This is a genomic window from Kaistia nematophila (genome assembly GCF_026343855.1).
GTDB classification, from domain to species: Bacteria; Pseudomonadota; Alphaproteobacteria; order Rhizobiales; family Kaistiaceae; genus Kaistia; species Kaistia nematophila.
Genome location: NZ_JAPKNK010000003.1, coordinates 57,711 through 74,317 on the forward strand (window position 1 = coordinate 57,711; position 16,607 = coordinate 74,317).

17 protein-coding genes and 1 tRNA gene are annotated in these 16,607 nt (G+C 66.9%); 9 read left to right on the forward strand and 9 right to left on the reverse strand.

All coding sequences use genetic code 11. The annotated features are described in order from the left end of the window. Window positions 1-9: 9 nt before the first annotated feature. Together OSH07_RS08775 and OSH07_RS08780 are read right to left on the reverse strand one after the other, a co-directional pair. Entirely contained in the window at window positions 10-1,179 is a 1,170-nt protein-coding gene (locus OSH07_RS08775; RefSeq protein ID WP_266338263.1) for an MFS transporter, read from the reverse strand. 20 nt (window positions 1,180-1,199) lie between these two features. Beyond that, a complete protein-coding gene (locus OSH07_RS08780; RefSeq protein ID WP_266338264.1) occupies window positions 1,200-2,414 on the reverse strand; it encodes an MFS transporter in 1,215 nt (404 codons plus the stop codon). A 217-nt stretch (window positions 2,415-2,631) separates the two neighbouring features. Between OSH07_RS08780 and OSH07_RS08785 the strand changes: the two genes are divergently transcribed. Next, on the forward strand, window positions 2,632-3,402 hold the full coding sequence (locus OSH07_RS08785; protein ID WP_266338265.1) for a DeoR/GlpR family DNA-binding transcription regulator: 771 nt from the start codon (window positions 2,632-2,634) through the stop codon (window positions 3,400-3,402). Between the two features lie 33 nt (window positions 3,403-3,435). On the opposite strand, the gene OSH07_RS08790 is transcribed toward OSH07_RS08785, so the two are convergent. Together OSH07_RS08790 and OSH07_RS08795 are read right to left on the reverse strand one after the other, a co-directional pair. Continuing rightward, window positions 3,436-3,520: transfer RNA gene (locus OSH07_RS08790), tRNA-Leu, on the reverse strand. A gap of 79 nt (window positions 3,521-3,599) precedes the next feature. After that, window positions 3,600-4,574 carry a tetratricopeptide repeat protein gene (locus tag OSH07_RS08795; RefSeq protein WP_266338266.1) on the reverse strand — a complete coding sequence of 325 codons (975 nt, stop codon included), beginning with the start codon at window positions 4,572-4,574 and terminating at the stop codon, window positions 3,600-3,602. 335 nt (window positions 4,575-4,909) lie between these two features. Here OSH07_RS08795 and OSH07_RS08800 point away from each other — a divergent pair, with 335 nt between their 5' ends. Then, entirely contained in the window at window positions 4,910-5,608 is a 699-nt protein-coding gene (locus OSH07_RS08800; RefSeq protein ID WP_266338267.1) for a hypothetical protein, read from the forward strand. A 174-nt stretch (window positions 5,609-5,782) separates the two neighbouring features. Here the strand turns inward: OSH07_RS08800 and OSH07_RS08805 are convergent, their stop codons facing one another. Next, on the reverse strand, window positions 5,783-6,643 hold the full coding sequence (locus tag OSH07_RS08805) for a LysR substrate-binding domain-containing protein (RefSeq protein WP_266338268.1): 861 nt from the start codon (window positions 6,641-6,643) through the stop codon (window positions 5,783-5,785). A gap of 127 nt (window positions 6,644-6,770) precedes the next feature. On the opposite strand from OSH07_RS08805, the gene OSH07_RS08810 reads away from it, so the two are divergent. Continuing rightward, on the forward strand, window positions 6,771-7,679 hold the full coding sequence (locus OSH07_RS08810; protein ID WP_266338269.1) for a DMT family transporter: 909 nt from the start codon (window positions 6,771-6,773) through the stop codon (window positions 7,677-7,679). Between the two features lie 72 nt (window positions 7,680-7,751). On the opposite strand, the gene OSH07_RS08815 is transcribed toward OSH07_RS08810, so the two are convergent. The 3 genes from OSH07_RS08815 to OSH07_RS08825 form a co-directional block, all read right to left on the reverse strand. After that, entirely contained in the window at window positions 7,752-8,087 is a 336-nt protein-coding gene (locus tag OSH07_RS08815; protein WP_266338270.1) for a hypothetical protein, read from the reverse strand. 11 nt (window positions 8,088-8,098) lie between these two features. Next, on the reverse strand, window positions 8,099-8,596 hold the full coding sequence (gene gpt, locus OSH07_RS08820; protein ID WP_266338271.1) for a xanthine phosphoribosyltransferase: 498 nt from the start codon (window positions 8,594-8,596) through the stop codon (window positions 8,099-8,101). 96 nt (window positions 8,597-8,692) lie between these two features. After that, window positions 8,693-9,451 carry a competence/damage-inducible protein A gene (locus OSH07_RS08825; RefSeq protein WP_266338272.1) on the reverse strand — a complete coding sequence of 253 codons (759 nt, stop codon included), beginning with the start codon at window positions 9,449-9,451 and terminating at the stop codon, window positions 8,693-8,695. Window positions 9,452-9,776: 325 nt separating this feature from the next. Here OSH07_RS08825 and map point away from each other — a divergent pair, with 325 nt between their 5' ends. Together map and radC are read left to right on the forward strand one after the other, a co-directional pair. Next, window positions 9,777-10,610: a type I methionyl aminopeptidase gene (map, locus tag OSH07_RS08830; protein WP_266338273.1), complete on the forward strand. Its 834-nt coding sequence runs from the start codon at window positions 9,777-9,779 to the stop codon at window positions 10,608-10,610. Continuing rightward, window positions 10,607-11,308 carry a RadC family protein gene (radC, locus tag OSH07_RS08835; protein ID WP_266338274.1) on the forward strand — a complete coding sequence of 234 codons (702 nt, stop codon included), beginning with the start codon at window positions 10,607-10,609 and terminating at the stop codon, window positions 11,306-11,308. Before map ends, radC begins: the two co-directional genes overlap by 4 nt. Here the strand turns inward: radC and OSH07_RS08840 are convergent. After that, on the reverse strand, window positions 11,295-12,779 hold the full coding sequence (locus OSH07_RS08840; RefSeq protein WP_266338275.1) for an MFS transporter: 1,485 nt from the start codon (window positions 12,777-12,779) through the stop codon (window positions 11,295-11,297). The two genes, radC and OSH07_RS08840, sit on opposite strands and share 14 nt — an antisense overlap. A gap of 266 nt (window positions 12,780-13,045) precedes the next feature. Between OSH07_RS08840 and OSH07_RS08845 the strand changes: the two genes are divergently transcribed. The 4 genes from OSH07_RS08845 to OSH07_RS08860 are packed head-to-tail and all read left to right on the forward strand — an operon-like array spanning window position 13,046 to window position 16,558. After that, a complete protein-coding gene (locus OSH07_RS08845) occupies window positions 13,046-13,978 on the forward strand; it encodes a metal ABC transporter substrate-binding protein (RefSeq protein WP_277614214.1) in 933 nt (310 codons plus the stop codon). Continuing rightward, complete coding sequence (locus OSH07_RS08850; protein ID WP_266338276.1) at window positions 13,975-14,853, forward strand: manganese/iron ABC transporter ATP-binding protein; 879 nt, start codon at window positions 13,975-13,977, stop codon at window positions 14,851-14,853. The genes OSH07_RS08845 and OSH07_RS08850 overlap by 4 nt, the downstream gene beginning before the upstream one ends. Further along, a complete protein-coding gene (locus OSH07_RS08855) occupies window positions 14,850-15,710 on the forward strand; it encodes a metal ABC transporter permease (protein WP_277614226.1) in 861 nt (286 codons plus the stop codon). Before OSH07_RS08850 ends, OSH07_RS08855 begins: the two co-directional genes overlap by 4 nt. Beyond that, window positions 15,707-16,558: a metal ABC transporter permease gene (locus OSH07_RS08860; RefSeq protein WP_266338278.1), complete on the forward strand. Its 852-nt coding sequence runs from the start codon at window positions 15,707-15,709 to the stop codon at window positions 16,556-16,558. Before OSH07_RS08855 ends, OSH07_RS08860 begins: the two co-directional genes overlap by 4 nt. The last annotated feature ends 49 nt before the right edge of the window (window positions 16,559-16,607 follow it).

Sequence of the window (16,607 nt, forward strand, 5' to 3'; positions counted from 1 at the left end):
CCTCCGCCGTCAGCGGCGGTAGACGGCCGGCCCAGCGATGCCGACGACCAGCAGCCCGACCGCGATCAGCACGAAGCCGGCGCCGATGCTGAGATGCTGGGCGACGAAACCGATGGCGGCCGGCCCGATCAGGATGCCGGCATAGCCGAGCGTCGTGATCGCGGCGACCGCCAGGCTCGGCGGCATGCGCGTCTGCCGGCCGGCGGCCGTGAACAGCACCGGCACGATGTTGGAAGCGCCAAGGCCGACGAGCAGGAAGCCTGCAAGCGCGATCGACGAAGTCGGCGCGAACACCGCGATCAGGAACCCGGCCGCGCTGAGCAGACCGCCGATGACCATCACCCGCGTCGCCCCGAACGTCCGGACGATGCGGTCGCCGGTAAGCCGGCCGAACGTCATCGCGACGGCGAACATCGTGTAGCCGAGGCCCGCATGGCTCGGGTCGACGGCCTGGGTCGAGATCAGGAAGAGCGCGCTCCAGTCGAGGACTGCGCCTTCCGCCAGGAAGACGATGAAACAGAGAACGCCGATGAAGATGACGATGCCGCGCGGCATGACGAAGAGCGGCGTTCCCTCGGCCTCCCGGTTGCCATAGGGCAGCAGTCCCGCATAGGCCGTGACCACAAGCACCACCAGCAAGGCGCTGACCAGCAAGGTGACCATCAGCGGGGTGAGGCCCATGCCGAGAAGCAGGCTGACCCCGCCCGCACCCGACATTCCGCCGACACTGAAGAGGCCATGAAAGCCCGACATCATGTGGCGGCCGCTGTCTTTTTCGACCATCACCGCCTGGATGTTCATCGCCACGTCGAAGGTTCCGACGCTGGCCCCGAACAGGATGAGAACGATCGCCAGCGCGATCACCGAATTCGCCAGCACGAGCCAGGGCATGACGAGGGCGAAGACGATGGCCGAAATTACCAGCACGGAGCGGCAGCCGAAGCGGCTGGCGAGGACGCCGGTGATCGGCATGGCCACGATCGATCCAAGCCCGAGGCAAAGCAGGAGCAGTCCGAGCGCCGCGTCGTCGACGCCGAGGCGCGCCTTGGCGAAGGGCACCAGCGGCGCCCAGGATGCGAGAGCAAGACCGGCAACGAGGAATACGGCCCGTGTGGCGATCTGTTCCGTTCGGCCGGAAAGCGGATGGGTCTGGGCGGGCGTTGAAGCAAGCGATGTCATCGGGATGAGCTTTCGTGGGGCTAGCGAACGGGATACCGGCTCGCCATGGCGGCGAGCCCGGCCACCGCCAGGAGCGCCAGGCCGGCGGGGATGAAGAAGACATTCGGGAGGCCGAACGCGGCCACTCCCAGGCCGCCCGCGACGCCGCCAAGGGCGGAGCTGAGCGCGCTGGAGCTCATGAAGATGGCGGAAGCGGTCGCGACGGCGTCCGGCAGCAGGCGCTGCGCGACCAGGATGCCGAGAACGGCGAACAGGCCCCACACGCCACCCATCAGGATCTGGCCGACGAACATGCCGGTCGCCGAAGGCCAACCCGCGAAACAGAGATTGGCGCCGACGCAGAGGGCGGCGGCGAAGCTCATCAGATGGAGCGGGCCGAACCGTCGGCTTAGTGCAACGCTGAACGGCATGATGACAAGCTCGATAAGGGGCTGGATGCCGATGATCGCGCCGCGAAGCGCCGGTTCGAGCTTCAGTTGCTCCTCCATATAGAGCAGCAGGAAGCCGAACTTGATCGCCTCGCCCGCATAGACGAGGACGAAAAGCGCGGTGAACGCCAACAGGGGCCACATCGGCTGGAGGCTCGCTCGGGCGGAGGAGCGACCCGAACCGGCTTCAGCGCCCCGCCTCCCTCCGCTCGCGCGCAGCGTTCCGAGCGGAACGATCTGGGCCAGGAAGCAGATCGCGGTTCCCCAGAACAGCGCACGGAGGCCCGCCTCGGCGGCAAGCCAGGCGCCAAGCGCCGGCCCGATCACCCAGCCGGCTGTCAGCGCCATGCGGATGATCGCGACGACGTCGTCGCCGCTGCGGGACGGCGCGCGGACCAATTCGTCGTGGACGGCAGCGAAGAGTTGCGACGCCGCAGCGCCCGAGAAAGCCAGAACGATCGCTCCGATCGCGAACGGCATCCATGCCTCGGTCGCCAAGGCGAAACCCGCCCAGCCCGCGAAGCCGGCGATCGCGCAGAGGCGGAAAAGACCGAGGCGGCCGCCGGTCCGGTCCGAATAGCTGCCGATGAGATAGCCGGCGACGGGCGCCGTCAGGCTGGTCAGATAGTAGAGCCCGGCTACCGGCAGGGACGTACCGAGTTCCCGGACGAGGAACAGGACGATCTGCGGCGCCGCCGCCGACGTTCCGAGACCGGAAAGGAACATGGCGAGCGCCGCGCCACGATAGAGCGGCGACGACAAAAGCTCGTAGATCGGCGAATGGCGCCGGGAAACGGTGAGGGTCACGACAATGCCCCGGACCAGACAGCCAGTTCGATGAAAGCGTCGACAAGTCGGATCGGGAATTCGGAATGAACGTGCATTCGACCTGTCTTCGGTTGTTCACTGCGGGGCCGGATTCGCGCCGGAATGAACAGCGACGCACGTTCCTGAACCGGCGAGGCCTCAGCATTGCAGAATGTACAACAATACGCAATAATGCGCATAAACAAGGCAGGCAGTAATGTTCACCGACGAGCGGCACGAGCAAATTCGGCAGGAACTTGCGAACAAGGGCCGTGTCCTCGCAGCCGATCTGGCGGGCAGGTTCGGCGTGTCGGAGGACACCATTCGCCGTGACCTGCGCGAACTGGCGAAGGCCGGAGAGTGCCGGCGCGTCTATGGCGGCGCGCTGGCGCCGGCCCCCGATGGCGGCCCGCTGGCGGCGCGGATGCGGGAAGGACGCGACGCGAAGGCCCGGCTCGGCGAGGTCGCGGCCGGTCTGGTAGGCACGGCGCAGACGATCTTCATCGATGCGGGCTCGACCAATGTCGCAATCGCGCGCGCCCTGCCGATAGACCGGAAATTCACGGTCGTGACCAATTCGCCCGCGATAGTCATGGCCTTGGAATCACACACCAATTGTACGCGCGTCCTGCTCGGCGGCGTCTTCGATCCGGACAAGGGCGCCTGTCTCGGCGCGCAGACGCTCAGGGACGTGCAGCAAGTTTTCGCCGACCTGTTGATCCTGGGCAGCTGCGGCCTGTCCCCGCTCGGCGGCGTAACCGCCTTTGACTGGGACGAAGCGGAGATCAAGCGCGCCATGATCCGCCAGAGCCGTCAGGTCATCCTGGCAGCCACCAACGAAAAACTCGGAACGGTCGCGCCCTTCCGCGTCTGCGAGATGAGCGACGTGAACCAGCTGGTGCTGGAAGCGAGCGCCTCGCCCGCCGACATCCGCGCCGTCCGGGAAACCGGCACGATCGTGCATCAGGTCGCCGAAACCACGGACTGAGCCAGCCTGCAGGAACCAACGGCTGGATCCGGATGGTGCGGGCGGCGGGGATCGAACCCGCATGACCGAAGTCGAGCGATTTTAAGTCGCTTGCGTCTACCAGTTTCGCCACGCCCGCAATGCGGGCTTTCTGCCATCTCGGCGGCACCGTGGATAGCCCCATCGCGCGACGTCGCGCGCCGCTGTGCAAATCGGGCCTAGCCCGATGCTGCGACCTCGACGTCGAGCAGGGCGGCGCGCAGTTCCGGCCAGCCCTGGTCGACAATCGACTGGCGAAGCAGGAAATGCTGGCGGCCCGCCTCCTCGGGATTGTCGAGCGCGGCGCGCCAGATCCGTTTCGCCGCCTCCGCCTGCCCGTCCGCATAGAGACAGCTGGCATAGGTGTGGCGGGCGAGGATCACGTCGCCGCGGTCGCACTCCGTGCCCCGCTGCGCCGCCTGCATCGCCTTCTCCGACCGCCCCCTGGCGGCGTAGTGGGCGGAAAGATTGAGCCAGTAGGTCGCGATCCGGGCCCGGTCCAGCCTGCGCGTGCGGATGGCGTCGCGCTCGCGCGTCGGGTCGAACACGAGCGACTTGATCAACTGGCTGATCGTCCGGTTCTGGCCGAACCAGTCCAGCACATGGTGTCCCGCGAACGGCATCTTGATCGTCGTCAGCGGATGGCGCTGCGTGATCAGGTCGACATGGCGCTGGTCGTTGCGGTTGTGCGGATCGAAGAAGAGATAGCCCGGGACCGGCGCAATCTCCGACACGACGTCATAGCGGCAGGCAAGGCTCTCCTGCTCCTGCCAGCGGTTCTCCCACGGCACCCGCTTGAGGTCGGGCGAATATTGCGGCGAGAAGAGCAGGACGCGCGACAGCGACAGCCGCTCGGAGAAATTGACCGCGGCGTAGCCGCCCATGCTCGAGCCATAGCCGACCCGGTCCCGACCCAAGAGGCGCTGGTTGATACGGTCGACGACCTCGTCCATCTCCTCGTGCTGGTACCAGTGATTGCCGTGCGACTTCACCGAGAGGACGTTGATGTTATTGGTCGAGAAATAGCGCAGGCCGAACGGCGCCCGGTCCGGATCCGGCTTGTTGATCCAGGGGTCGAAACAGACGACCACAGGCCCGTCGGCCCGGATATCCGCCGACACCCCGTAAGAACGGCCGGAAAAAAGCTCTTCCATCTGCGGGCTCTCTATCGAAAAGATTCTATATTTGAAATAATTCCGGGACAGATACGGAATTACGCTAGACGAAATCCAATACTTGGAAATAGTCTATCGATAGTCGGCGATGCATTCTATCCCCCAATGCATAGGGGCTTCCGATGCTGCCGGCGAACCCGCATGGCGCGAGGCGGCCGTGCCGCCCCGGCTTGCCGGCGCCAACGCCCGCCCAAATAGGCCTTCAAATCGGCACCCGCGCGCTGCTAAACCGCAGCGGGGGATTCGTGGCACCACGACGGCTCGCCCAAGCCTTGACCGAAAGCCTTGCAAGACGAGCCATAGAGGGTGCTCCCATGACCGATCCCGTTTCCCATCGCCAGGCGCTGGCGCCGGAACCGTTCGCCGTTCTGAGCCGCGTTCCCGCCATCGGTAATCTGATCCTCGGCGTGCGCGCCGACGGCGCGCTGCTGGAAGGCCTCGGCGCCATCGACAGCGTGGAGATGGAGGACGGATTCGCCGTCCTGCGCGGCCCCGCGCGCGAGACGCGCCTCGACCTCTCGAAGATCGGCAGCATCGTCGCCGACCAGATGGTGATGAAGAACGTCCTGCCGTTCCTGGAAATCCTGGACACCGACGGCAAGGCCATCGCCAAGCTGACGGCGCTGGACGGGCTGGAGCGCTTCGACGCCGCGCTGGAGGGCATCGAGCGCCTTCCGCTCGACGCCGCGCCGCCGGCCGCGCGTCCGGACCCGGGTGACGAACCGGCCGACGGCCCCCTGAAGGCGGCGGAAGCGGCGGCCGAGCCGGTGACGCTGCAGGCGGTCAAGAACGGCGTCGTGCATCGCTGGTCCGGCACGCTCACCAGCGTCTCGTTCAGCCATGGCTTCCTGAACGCCATGCAGCCCGACATGCACCTGCATATCCGCGCCGGCGCCATCGCCTCATGGAAGAAGGAAAGCGTCGACGGTTCGGACGTCTTCAGCGCCATCGACGGCCATGGCAAGGCGATCGGCCTGACGCTGAAGGCTGAGGCCGGCGCTCTCGCAGTCTAGGAACGCCACTTCAAGCAAGACCCTCACCCTACCCTCTCCCGCGAGCGGGCGAGGGTTTTGGCGGGTGCGCCTCTTTCACGCCGAGAGCGCCGTCAGGCACCGGCGAGCCCCCTCTCCCGCGAGCGGAAGAGGGTTGGGGCGAGGGTCGGACTTGAACTCAGGCCAGGAAGAAACTCACGCGGCGCGCGCGAGGCCTTCCTGCTCGCAATAGGCAAGGACAAGGTCGGCCAGGTCCCGGACCGGCCGGCGCCCGCCCGGCGCGACCTTGAGGGCCAGTTCGGTGGGCGGCACGGGAACGAACCCGTCGCCCACCAGCACCGCATAAGACGGGCGGACTGCCCGCGCCTCGATCAGCGCAACGCCAAGGCCGCCCGCGATCGCCGCCTCAATGCCGATCAGGCTAGCGCTCTCATAGGCGACGCGCCAGCGCCGGCCGGATGCTTCCAGTGCATGCACGGCGCGGTCGCGATAGCGGCAGCCCTGCGGAAACGCGATCAGCGGCACCGGGTCAACGCGCCGCCAATCGACATCGGCGGCGCCGACCCAGACCAGCTTCTCCGGCCAGACGCCCTCGGCCGGACCGCCGCCGGCGTCGCGCTTCATCAGCACGAGGTCGAGATCGCCGCGCTCCAGCCCCCGTTCTAGCTCGACCGAGAGGTCGCAGCGGACGTCGAGCCGGCATTCCGGCCGAAGCTTCGCGAATTGCGCCACCAGGCTGGTCAGTTCGGCGACGGCGAAATCCTCCGTCAGACCGAGACGGACATGCTCCGCCGCCTGCGCGGCGCCGACGACGCTGCGCGCCTCCTGCGACAGCGCCAGGATGCGGCGCGCATAGCCGACAAGCCGCTCGCCCTCCGCCGTCAGCGCGACGCCCCTGCCCTCGCGGATCAGAAGTGGCGTTCCCGCCAGATCCTCGAGCTTGCGGATCTGCTGGCTGATCGTCGACTGGGTGCGATGCACGCGCTCGCCGGCGCGGGTGAAGCCGCCGGCGTCGACGACCGAGACGAAGGTCTTCAGGAGATCGAGATCGAACATGGCGACACCTGCGCTATCGATTTCTCGAATGAGTAGCATCAAAACATCGAATTTCCAAATACCACGCGAAACGCCTATGGCTTCGTCACCGGCCGCGGCCGGCACGTTCTCAAGCAGGCATATCGACATGACGGACCGAGCCATCCCCACCGCAACCCAGCGCAAGGCGCCCGGCAACAGCCTCGCCGACCTCGGGCTGATCGCGCTCTTCTGCCTGATCTGGAGCTCGGCCTTCGCGGCGGCGAAGTTCGCCCTGCCGGATTGCCCGCCGCTCCTGCTGCTCGCGAGCCGCTTCCTCGCCGCCGGCGCGATCCTGCTCGGGCTGGCCGCGCTGGCGGGTCGCCTCGAATGGCCGGACCGGCGCGTGATCTGGAGCTGGGCCGTGCTTGGCGCCCTCAACAGCGCTCTCTATCTCGGCCTCAGCTATGCCGGCATGCGCACCGTCTCCTCCGCCTTCACGGCGGTGCTGATCAGCGCCAATCCGCTTCTGACCGCGCTCGTCGCCAGCCCGGTTCTGGGCGAGCGACTGTCGCCTCTGAAGCTCGGCGGGCTGCTGCTCGGCATGATCGGCGTCGCCATCGTGCTGCGTTCGCGGCTCGCGGGCGGCGCGGAGGACTGGCACGGCACGCTGCTGGTGCTGGGCGGGCTCGTTGCGCTGGTCGCCGGCACCATCCTGTTCAAGAAGCTGAAGCCGGATGGCGACCTCTGGACCGGCACGGCGATCCAGTCGCTATCGGCCGGGATCCTGCTCCTTCCCGTGGCGCTGGCGACGGAGAGCATCGCCGATATCCGCCTGACGCCGGCGCTGATCGGCGGCTGGAGCTATCTGGTGATCGCGGCCTCGATCGGCGGCTATCTACTCTGGTTCCGCCTGCTACAGACGAAGACCGCGACCGAGGCGTCGACGCTGCATTTCCTGATGCCGCCGCTCGGCCTCGCCTTCGGCTGGCTGCTGTTCCGCGAGCCGGTCAGCCTCGTCGATTGCCTGGGGATCGTGCCGATCGCCATCGGCATCGCCATGGTGACGCGCGGCTAAGCCCGGTCAAAAAGAAAGCGGCGGCTCCGAACCCGGAACCGCCGCTTTCAGAACTCACGAAGCCGGGGCTTTTCAGCCCTCGTCTTCCTCGCGCTGGGCCTTGACCTGAGCGATGAAGTCCTCGGCGTCCTGCTTGGCAGAACGGGAATGCTCTTCCGCGTCCTTGTTGAAGCGGTCGAGTTCCATCTTGAGGCCACTCACGGACGGCTTCTCGACGCTGTTCGCATAGGCGATCATGCGCAGCGACACGGCGAGATCGAGCACCATGGCGGCGAGCAGGCCGTCATCGAGCTGCTGGTCGTCGGCATAGTCCGAGATCAGGTCGTAGAGCGCGTCCCGATGCTCTTCATATTCCTCGGCAAAGGCCTCGAAATCTTCGTCGTCGGCGGGCTGGTTCGGATCGGCCATCTTTGTATCTCCTAGCCGGCGATCGGCGGTTGGAAGGTGAGACCCATGTCCCAGGGGAAATAAATCCACGTATCCTGTGACACTTCGGTGATGAAGGTGTCGACGATGGGGCGGCCCATCGGCTTCGAATAGAGCGTCGCGTAATGCGCCTTCGGCAGCATCTCGCGCACCAGGCGGGCGGTGCGGCCGGTATCGACGAGATCGTCGATGACGAGGACGCCGGCGCCCTCGCCGCCGCCGAGATCGATGATCTCCTGGCTGACGGGCTTCAGGACCTTGAGCGAACCCTGGTCCTTGTAGTTGTGATAGGAGGCGACGCAGATCGTCTCGATCATGCGGATGCCGAGTTCACGCGCCACGATCGCCGCCGGCACAAGGCCACCGCGCGTCACGCAGACGATCGCCTGCCACTTCTGATCGCCGGAAAGGCGCCACGTCAGGGCGCGCGCGTCCCGGTGAAACTGGTCCCAGGATACGGGGAACGCCTTGTCGCTGCGAGCGTCGACCATCATTGTCTCCTGCGCGTGAAAGAAGCGGAAGCTGTGGAATGCGGCTCCTTGCCATGCAATCGGGCCAAATGTCGATCCACAGAAATCGCCGGCATGTCAGCCATTCGCCTGCATCATGGCTGCCACCATCGCCTCGACGGCGCGGGCGGCCTGGTCGAGCCGGCCCTCGTCGCGCGAACGCAGCACGATGTCCGTCGCGAACGAACCATCGAGCATCTTCGGATAGCTGCCGATCGAGACGTCGGGATATTCGAGCTGGATCTCGCCGAGTTGCTTGGCGATGCGGCCCTCGCCCATGCCGACGGGCACGGTGCGCGACAGCATCTTGGCGCCGGTCGGGATCTTGGCGGCGACCTCGTCGAACATCGCCTGCATGATCGAGGGCACGCCGGCCATCACATGCACATTGCCGAGGGTGAAGCCCGGCGCCTTCGAGACCTTGTTCAGGATCAGGTCGGCGCCGTCCGGGATCCGCGCCATGCGCATCCGCGCCTCGTTCAGCTGGCCGGCCGCGTAGTGGTCGGTCAGGATGGCGACGGCGCGCGGATCATGGTCGATGCCGACGCCGAAGGCCTTCGCCATCGAATCCGCCGTGATGTCGTCATGCGTCGGCCCGATGCCGCCGGTCGAGAAGACGTGGTCATAGCGGGCGCGCAGCGCGTTCACCGCAGCGACGATCTCGCCCTCGACGTCCGGCACGATCCTGACTTCGCGGATGTCGATGCCGATATTGGTGCAATATTCGGCAATATAGCCGATGTTCTTGTCCTTGGTGCGCCCCGAGAGGATCTCGTCGCCGATGACGAGGATCGCTGCGGTGACGACAGGCGCGGCTTCCGTGGCGGGTTCAGCCATTCACTACTCCATCGGTCCCCCATGGGTTTAGCCTTCCCGCGCCGGCCGCTCAAGGGAGCAGAATGCGAGCGCCGATGCGGCCCGGAAAACGCTGCACTGCGAAGCGCTGCAATCGCGGCCCCCGGCGCATTCCTAGCTCATTCCTGGCGGCATGCATGGCGGAGCGGCCCGGCAATCGACCCGTGGCACGGCATCGCGCCCGCCGCCACCGCGCAAAACTACTTGTAACTCGGCGCCCGATACGCCAGATCGGGGGCAATCCTTCACGATCAGACTTGTCCCCGCCGCCGCGGAATGCTGTGCTAGCGGGACACGGAGTACCCAAATGGTCACCTATGTCGACGCAGACGCGGCCCCGGTAAAGAACACCGGACAGATCCGGCTCTATGGTCCGGAGGCCTTTGCCGCCATGCAGCGCGCCGGCCAGCTGGCGGCCGCCTGCCTCGACGGCCTGGCCGACATCGTCAAGCCGGGCGTGCCGACCGACGAGATCGACCGCTACGTCTACGAATTCGGCGCCGACCATGGCGCGCTGCCGGCGACGCTCGGCTATCGCGGCTACACCAAGTCGACCTGCACCTCGATCAACCACGTCGTCTGCCACGGCATTCCCGACGACAAGCCGCTCAAGGACGGCGACATCGTCAATGTCGACGTCACCTACATCCTCGACGGCTGGTATGGCGATTCCAGCCGGATGTATCTGGTCGGCGACGTCAAGCGCGCCGCGGCCCGGCTGGTCGAGGTCACCTATGAATCGCTGATGCGCGGCATCGCCGCCGTCAGGCCCGGCGCCACCACCGGCGACATCGGCTATGCGATCCAGTCCTATGCCGAAGCCGAGCGCTGCAGCGTCGTGCGCGATTTCTGCGGCCATGGCGTCGGCAAGGTGTTCCACGACACCCCCAACATCCTGCACTACGGCAATCCCGGCGAAGGCGTCGAGCTGCGCCCGGGCATGATCTTCACCATCGAGCCGATGATCAATCTCGGCCGGCCGCATGTGAAGGTGCTGCGCGACGGCTGGACCGCGGTCACCCGCGACCGCTCGCTCTCCGCCCAGTTCGAGCACACGGTCGGCGTCACCGACACCGGCTGCGAGATCTTCACCCTGTCGCCGCGCGGCTATACCTGCCCGCCCTACCCGACAGGGGCATGAGCGGGTTCGACGAGAACCTCGAGAATGCGCCCCATTTCGTGGGGCATCGCGAACGGCTGAAGACGCGGTTCCGCGAGAGCGGGGCGGAAGCGATCGCCGACTACGAGCTTCTGGAACTGATCCTGTTCCAGGCCGTGCCGCGCCGCGACACCAAGCCGATCGCCAAGGCGCTGCTCGCCCGCTTCGGCACGTTTTCCGACGTGCTGGCGGCGCCTGAGGCGCGGCTCACCGAGATCGCCGGCGTCGGCCCGTCGGTCGCCACCCATCTGAAGCTCGTGCACGCCGCCGCCACCCGCTACGCCAGGGGCGCCGTGCGCCAGCGGCCCCTGCTCGGCTCCTGGAGCGCGGTGGTCGATTATTGCCGCGCCGCCATGGCCTATGAGGAAAAGGAGCAGTTCCGCATCCTCTTCCTCGACCGCAAGAACGTGCTGATCGCCGACGAGGTGCAGCAGGTCGGCACCGTCGACCACACACCGGTCTATCCGCGCGAGGTGGTGAAGCGGGCGCTGGAACTGTCGGCCACCGCCATCGTGCTGGCGCATAACCATCCTTCCGGCGACCCGACGCCCTCGCGCGCCGATATCGAGATGACGAAGACGATCGTCAGCATCGCCGGCCCGCTCGGCATCGCCGTGCATGATCACATCATCGTCGGCCGGCAGGGGCATGCCAGCTTCCGCGGGCTCAAGCTGATCTGACGGAAGCCGCAGCGCTTGCCGGCTTCGCCGCGATCGGTTCGCCATGCCGATCCTCGAGGCTCGCCGCCCCGCCGAGTTCCTCGACCAGCAGCGCCGTGATCAGCGCGCCGCCGAGGCTGACCACCGCCACCAGGACCAGCACCGCCGACAGGCCGAACTCCGCCTTGATCACCGGCAGGAAGAAGGCGCCGAGCGCCGCGCCGACCTTGGCCGAGGCGGAGGCGAGGCCGGAGCCCGCGCCGCGCAGCTGCGTCGGGAAGAGCTCGGCCGGCAGCGCGAAGGTGGTCGAATGCGGCCCGGCATTCATGGCGAGGTTGAACAGGATGAAGCCGGCGAAGATGGCGGCGACGGCCGGATGGGCCGGCCCGCTCCACCAGAGCGCGGCGACCAGGATCAGCATGCCGGCGGTCATGCCGAGGAAGCCGGCAACCTGCGGACGCAGGTGACCGAAGCGCGGCACCACCCAGAAGGCAGCGAGAAAGCCGATCACCAGGAAGATGTCGATCAGCGAGGTGCCGCCGATCTCGGAGAAATCGGCCAAGACGATGTTGCTGCGCGAGGCGCCGAAATGCAAGTCCGCCAGCAGCATCGGCGTGAACAGGCCGATGCCGTAGGAGGCGATGTCCATCAGGAACCACGGCACGCAGGCGAGCGCGGTCCGACGCCGATAGGCGGAGCCGAACAGCGCCGCGATGCCGCGCTTCTTCACTTCGTCCGGTGCCTTGGCGACGATGTGCACGGCGCCGGCCGCTCCGTCGCCGAGCGCTGCGAGCTTGGCCCGATCGGCTGTAATCACCGCCCCGATCGCGTCCGCCGCGGCGCGGTTGCGTCCCTGCCCCATCAGCCAGCGCGGGCTTTCCCGCATGAAGAGGCGGCCGATGAGGAAAAGCAGCGGCAGGGCGACGAACGTCGCCATGAATCCGCGCCAGGCATCGTCCGCATCGACGACCGTGAGGATCGCCGCCGTCAGCGCCGCCGCCAGCATGAAGCCGACCGCCTGGAAGGTGATCGTGGCGACCATGACGCGGCTGCGCGCTGCGGCGGGCATCCATTCGGCCACGTAGCTGCTCGACACCGGATAATCGATGCCGACGCCGACGCCGAACACGAAGAGCCCGAGGGTCAGCATGCCGGGGTCGCCGGCGAAAACGGCGATCAGCGCGCCGGCAATCATCACCACAGTATCGACGAGCATCAGCGGCTTGCGGCCGAAGTGGTCGGCGAGCGGACCACCGATCGCCGCCCCCGGTACTGCGCCGGCAAGCAGCGCCGCGCCGAGCAGGCCCTGCATGGCGGCATTGAGGGCGAAGCTCTTGACGAGGAGCGGCAGGGCGACGCCGAGGGTGAAGACCGAGACGCCGCCCAGCATGGTGCCACCGGTCGACAGCAGGAAGATCCAATAATGCGCCCATCCCATCGGCGCGCGATCCAGCATGGCGAGCATCGCCTGTTGGTGTGATGTCTGCTGCATATCCGATCCTTCATCGACCGCCCGGCGAACGGCAAGCTCCCCACCTTTGTTCGCTGCGGCGTAGATTCGCAATAGTTGTACAGGGTTAGGAGCACACAGTGCGCGCCCACCGCGCGGCGCGCACGCCCTCACCGCCCCCCGTGTCCCACCGATCCCGGACAACTCCCACGATCCGCTCCGCCCTCATTTCTGCGAATGAGTTGCAATTGCGAACAAGCCATGCCAGCTTGTTGCGAGTAAGTCGCAATTGCATGGAGGTGACCCACATGATCGACCGCCCGCGCCGACGATTCCTCGCCGCGCTCTCGGCAATGCTGTTCGCCACAACGATGTCGACGACGGCGCTCGCCGGCGAGGCAGGGGCGAAGTTCAAGGCGGTCACGACCTTCACCATCCTGGCCGACATGGCGCAGAACGTCGCCGGCGACGCCGCGATCGTGGAATCGATCACCAAGCCGGGCGCCGAGATCCACAACTACCAGCCGACCCCGCGCGACATCGTGAAAGCGCAGGACGCGCAATTGATCCTCTGGAACGGCCTCGGGCTGGAACTCTGGTTCGAGAAGTTCTTCGCCAATCTGGATGGCGTGCCACAGGCGACCGTCTCGGCCGGCGTCGAGCCGATCGGCATCGCCGAGGGCCCCTATGACGGCAAGCCGAACCCGCATGCCTGGATGTCGCCGACGGCAGCCCTTCTCTATGTCGACAACATCCGCGACGCCCTCGCCAATCACGACCCGGCCAACGCCGCGGCCTATGCCGCCAATGCCGAGGCCTACAAGGCGAAGATCCGCGCCACCGCCGCGCCGATCCGCGCGTCGCTGGAGGCGATCCCCGAGCCACAGCGCTGGCTGGTTTCGAGCGAAGGCGCCTTCTCCTATCTCGCCCGCGACTTCGGCCTGAAGGAGCTCTACCTCTGGCCGATCAATGCCGACCAGCAGGGCACGCCGCAGCAGGTGCGCAAGGTGATCGACGCCGTGCGCGCCAACAACATTCCCGCCGTCTTCAGCGAAAGCACCATCTCGGCCAACCCGGCCAAACAGGTGGCGCGCGAGACCGGCGCCACCTATGGCGGCGTGCTCTATGTCGACAGCCTCTCCGAGGCCGGCGGCCCGGTGCCGACCTATCTCGACCTCCTGCGCGTCACGTCCGAGACGATCGCAAAGGGGATCGCGCGGCGGGAGGCCAGCGCGGAATGAACGCGCCCCTTTCCGCCCGCTCCGCGCCGGCATCCGGCATCTCGGTCACGAACGCCACCGTCACCTATCGCAATGGCCACACGGCGCTGCGCGACGCCAGCTTCGAAATCCCGACCGGCACCATCACGGCGCTGATCGGCGTCAACGGCAGCGGCAAGTCGACCCTGTTCAAGGCGATCATGGGCTTCGTCCGCGTCGCGCGCGGCGACATCACCGTTCTCGGCCGGCCGATCGAGGCGGCGCTGAAGCAGAACCTCGTCGCCTATGTGCCGCAGAGCGAGGACGTCGACTGGAACTTCCCGGTGCTGGTCGAGGATGTCGTCATGATGGGCCGCTACGGCCACATGAACTTCCTGCGTATCGCCACGGCCCGCGACCGCGCGGCCGTCGACGCGGCGCTCGAACGGGTCGGCATGGGCGCGATGCGCAAGCGCCAGATCGGCGAATTGTCCGGCGGGCAGAAGAAGCGCGTCTTCCTCGCCCGCGCGCTCGCCCAGGACGGCCGCGTCATCCTGCTCGACGAGCCCTTCACCGGCGTCGACGTGCAGACGGAGGCCGCGATCATCGAGCTCCTGCGCGGCCTCCGCGACGAGGGCCGGGTGATGCTGGTCTCGACCCACAATCTCGGCAGCGTGCCGGAATTCTGCGATCGCGCCGTCTTGCTCAACCGCACCGTGCTCGCGCATGGCCCGACGCGGGAGACCTTCACCCAGGCCAATCTGGAGCGGACCTTTGGCGGCGTCCTGCGCCACGTCGTGCTCGATCCGGCGACCGTCGGCAGCGGCCCGATCAACATCCTCTCCGACGACGAGAGCCCGCTGCTGTTGCCGGATCCGCCGGCCGCGAGCGCCGAAAGCGCGGAGGCGCGCCCCTGATGGCGATCCTCCTCGAGCCCTTCGCCTATGGCTACATGGTGAATGCCATGTGGGTCAGCGCGCTGGTGGGCGGCGTCTGCGCCTTCCTCTCGGCCTATCTGATGCTGAAGGGCTGGTCGCTGATCGGCGACGCCCTCTCGCATTCGATCGTGCCCGGCGTCGCCGGCGCCTACATGCTCGGCCTGCCGTTTTCCATCGGCGCCTTCTTCTCCGGCGGGCTCGCCGCCGCCGCGATGCTGTTCCTGAATCAGCGCACGCGGCTGAAGGAAGACGCGATCATCGGCCTGATCTTCACCGGCTTCTTCGGTCTCGGCCTCTTCATGGTGTCGCTGTCGCCGACCGCGGTGAACATCCAGACGATCGTGCTCGGAAACATCCTCGCCATCACGCCGGAGGATACGCTGCAGCTCGCCATCATCGGCTTCGTCTCGCTCGCCATCCTCCTGGCGAAATGGAAGGACCTGATGGTCACCTTCTTCGACGAGAGCCACGCCCGCTCGATCGGCCTCAACCCGACCTTCCTGAAGATCCTGTTCTTCACCCTGCTCTCGGCCTGCACCGTGGCGGCCTTGCAGACGGTCGGCGCCTTTCTGGTCATCGCCATGGTGGTGACGCCGGGCGCCACCGCCTACCTGCTCACCGATCGCTTCCCGCGCCTGCTCGCGATCAGCGTCGCCGTGGGTGCGCTCACCAGCTTCACCGGCGCCTATGCGAGCTATTTCCTCGACGGCGCCACCGGCGGCATCATCGTCGTGCTGCAGACACTGATCTTCCTCGCCGCTTTCGTGTTCGCCCCGAAGCACGGGCTGCTCGCCGCCCGCCGGCGCGCCGCCGAAGCGCTGGAGACAGCCGCATGACTCTGCTGGAAACGCTGCTGCAACCGCTGCAGTTCGAGTTCATGCGCAACGCGCTCGTCATCTCGGCGCTGGTCGCCGTGCCGACCGCCCTGCTCTCCTGCTACCTGGTGCTCAAGGGCTGGTCGCTGATGGGCGACGCGATCTCGCATGCCGTGCTGCCGGGCGTCGTCATCGCCTATATCGTCGGCGCGCCGCTCGCCATCGGCGCATTCGTCGCCGGCATGGGCTGCGCGCTCGCGAGCGGCTATCTCAAGGCAAACAGCCGCATCAAGCAGGATACGGTGATGGGCATCGTCTTTTCCGGCATGTTCGGCCTCGGCATCGTGCTCTACACCACGATCGAGACCGACGTTCATCTCGACCACATCCTGTTCGGCGACATGCTGGGCGTGGGGGGCCGCGACATCGCCGAGACGGGGATCATCGCGCTCGTCATCACCGGCCTGCTCGCCATCAAATGGCGCGACCTGCTGCTGCACGCCTTCGATCCAATCCAGGCGAAGGTCGTCGGCCTGCCGGTCAACTGGCTGCACTACGGGCTGCTGGCGATCCTGTCGCTTGCCATCGTCGGCGCGCTGAAGGCGGTCGGCATCATCCTCGCCATCGCGATGCTGGTTTCGCCCGGCGCGATCGCCTTCCTGCTGACCAAGCGCTTCGGCGCGATGCTCTGGCTGGCGGCGACGATCGCCGTCCTCGCCTCGCTGGCCGGCGTCTATCTGAGCTTCTTCCTCGACAGCGCCCCGGCGCCGACCATCGTGCTGCTGCTGACGATGATCTTCATCGCCGCGTTCATCGTCTCCACGCGGCGGGCGGCGCGCATCGAGATGGAGGAAGCCGGTCTTTCATAGGCAATCGAGATGGGTTGCTCAGCGCATCAAAGGCGCCAACCGTCACGGT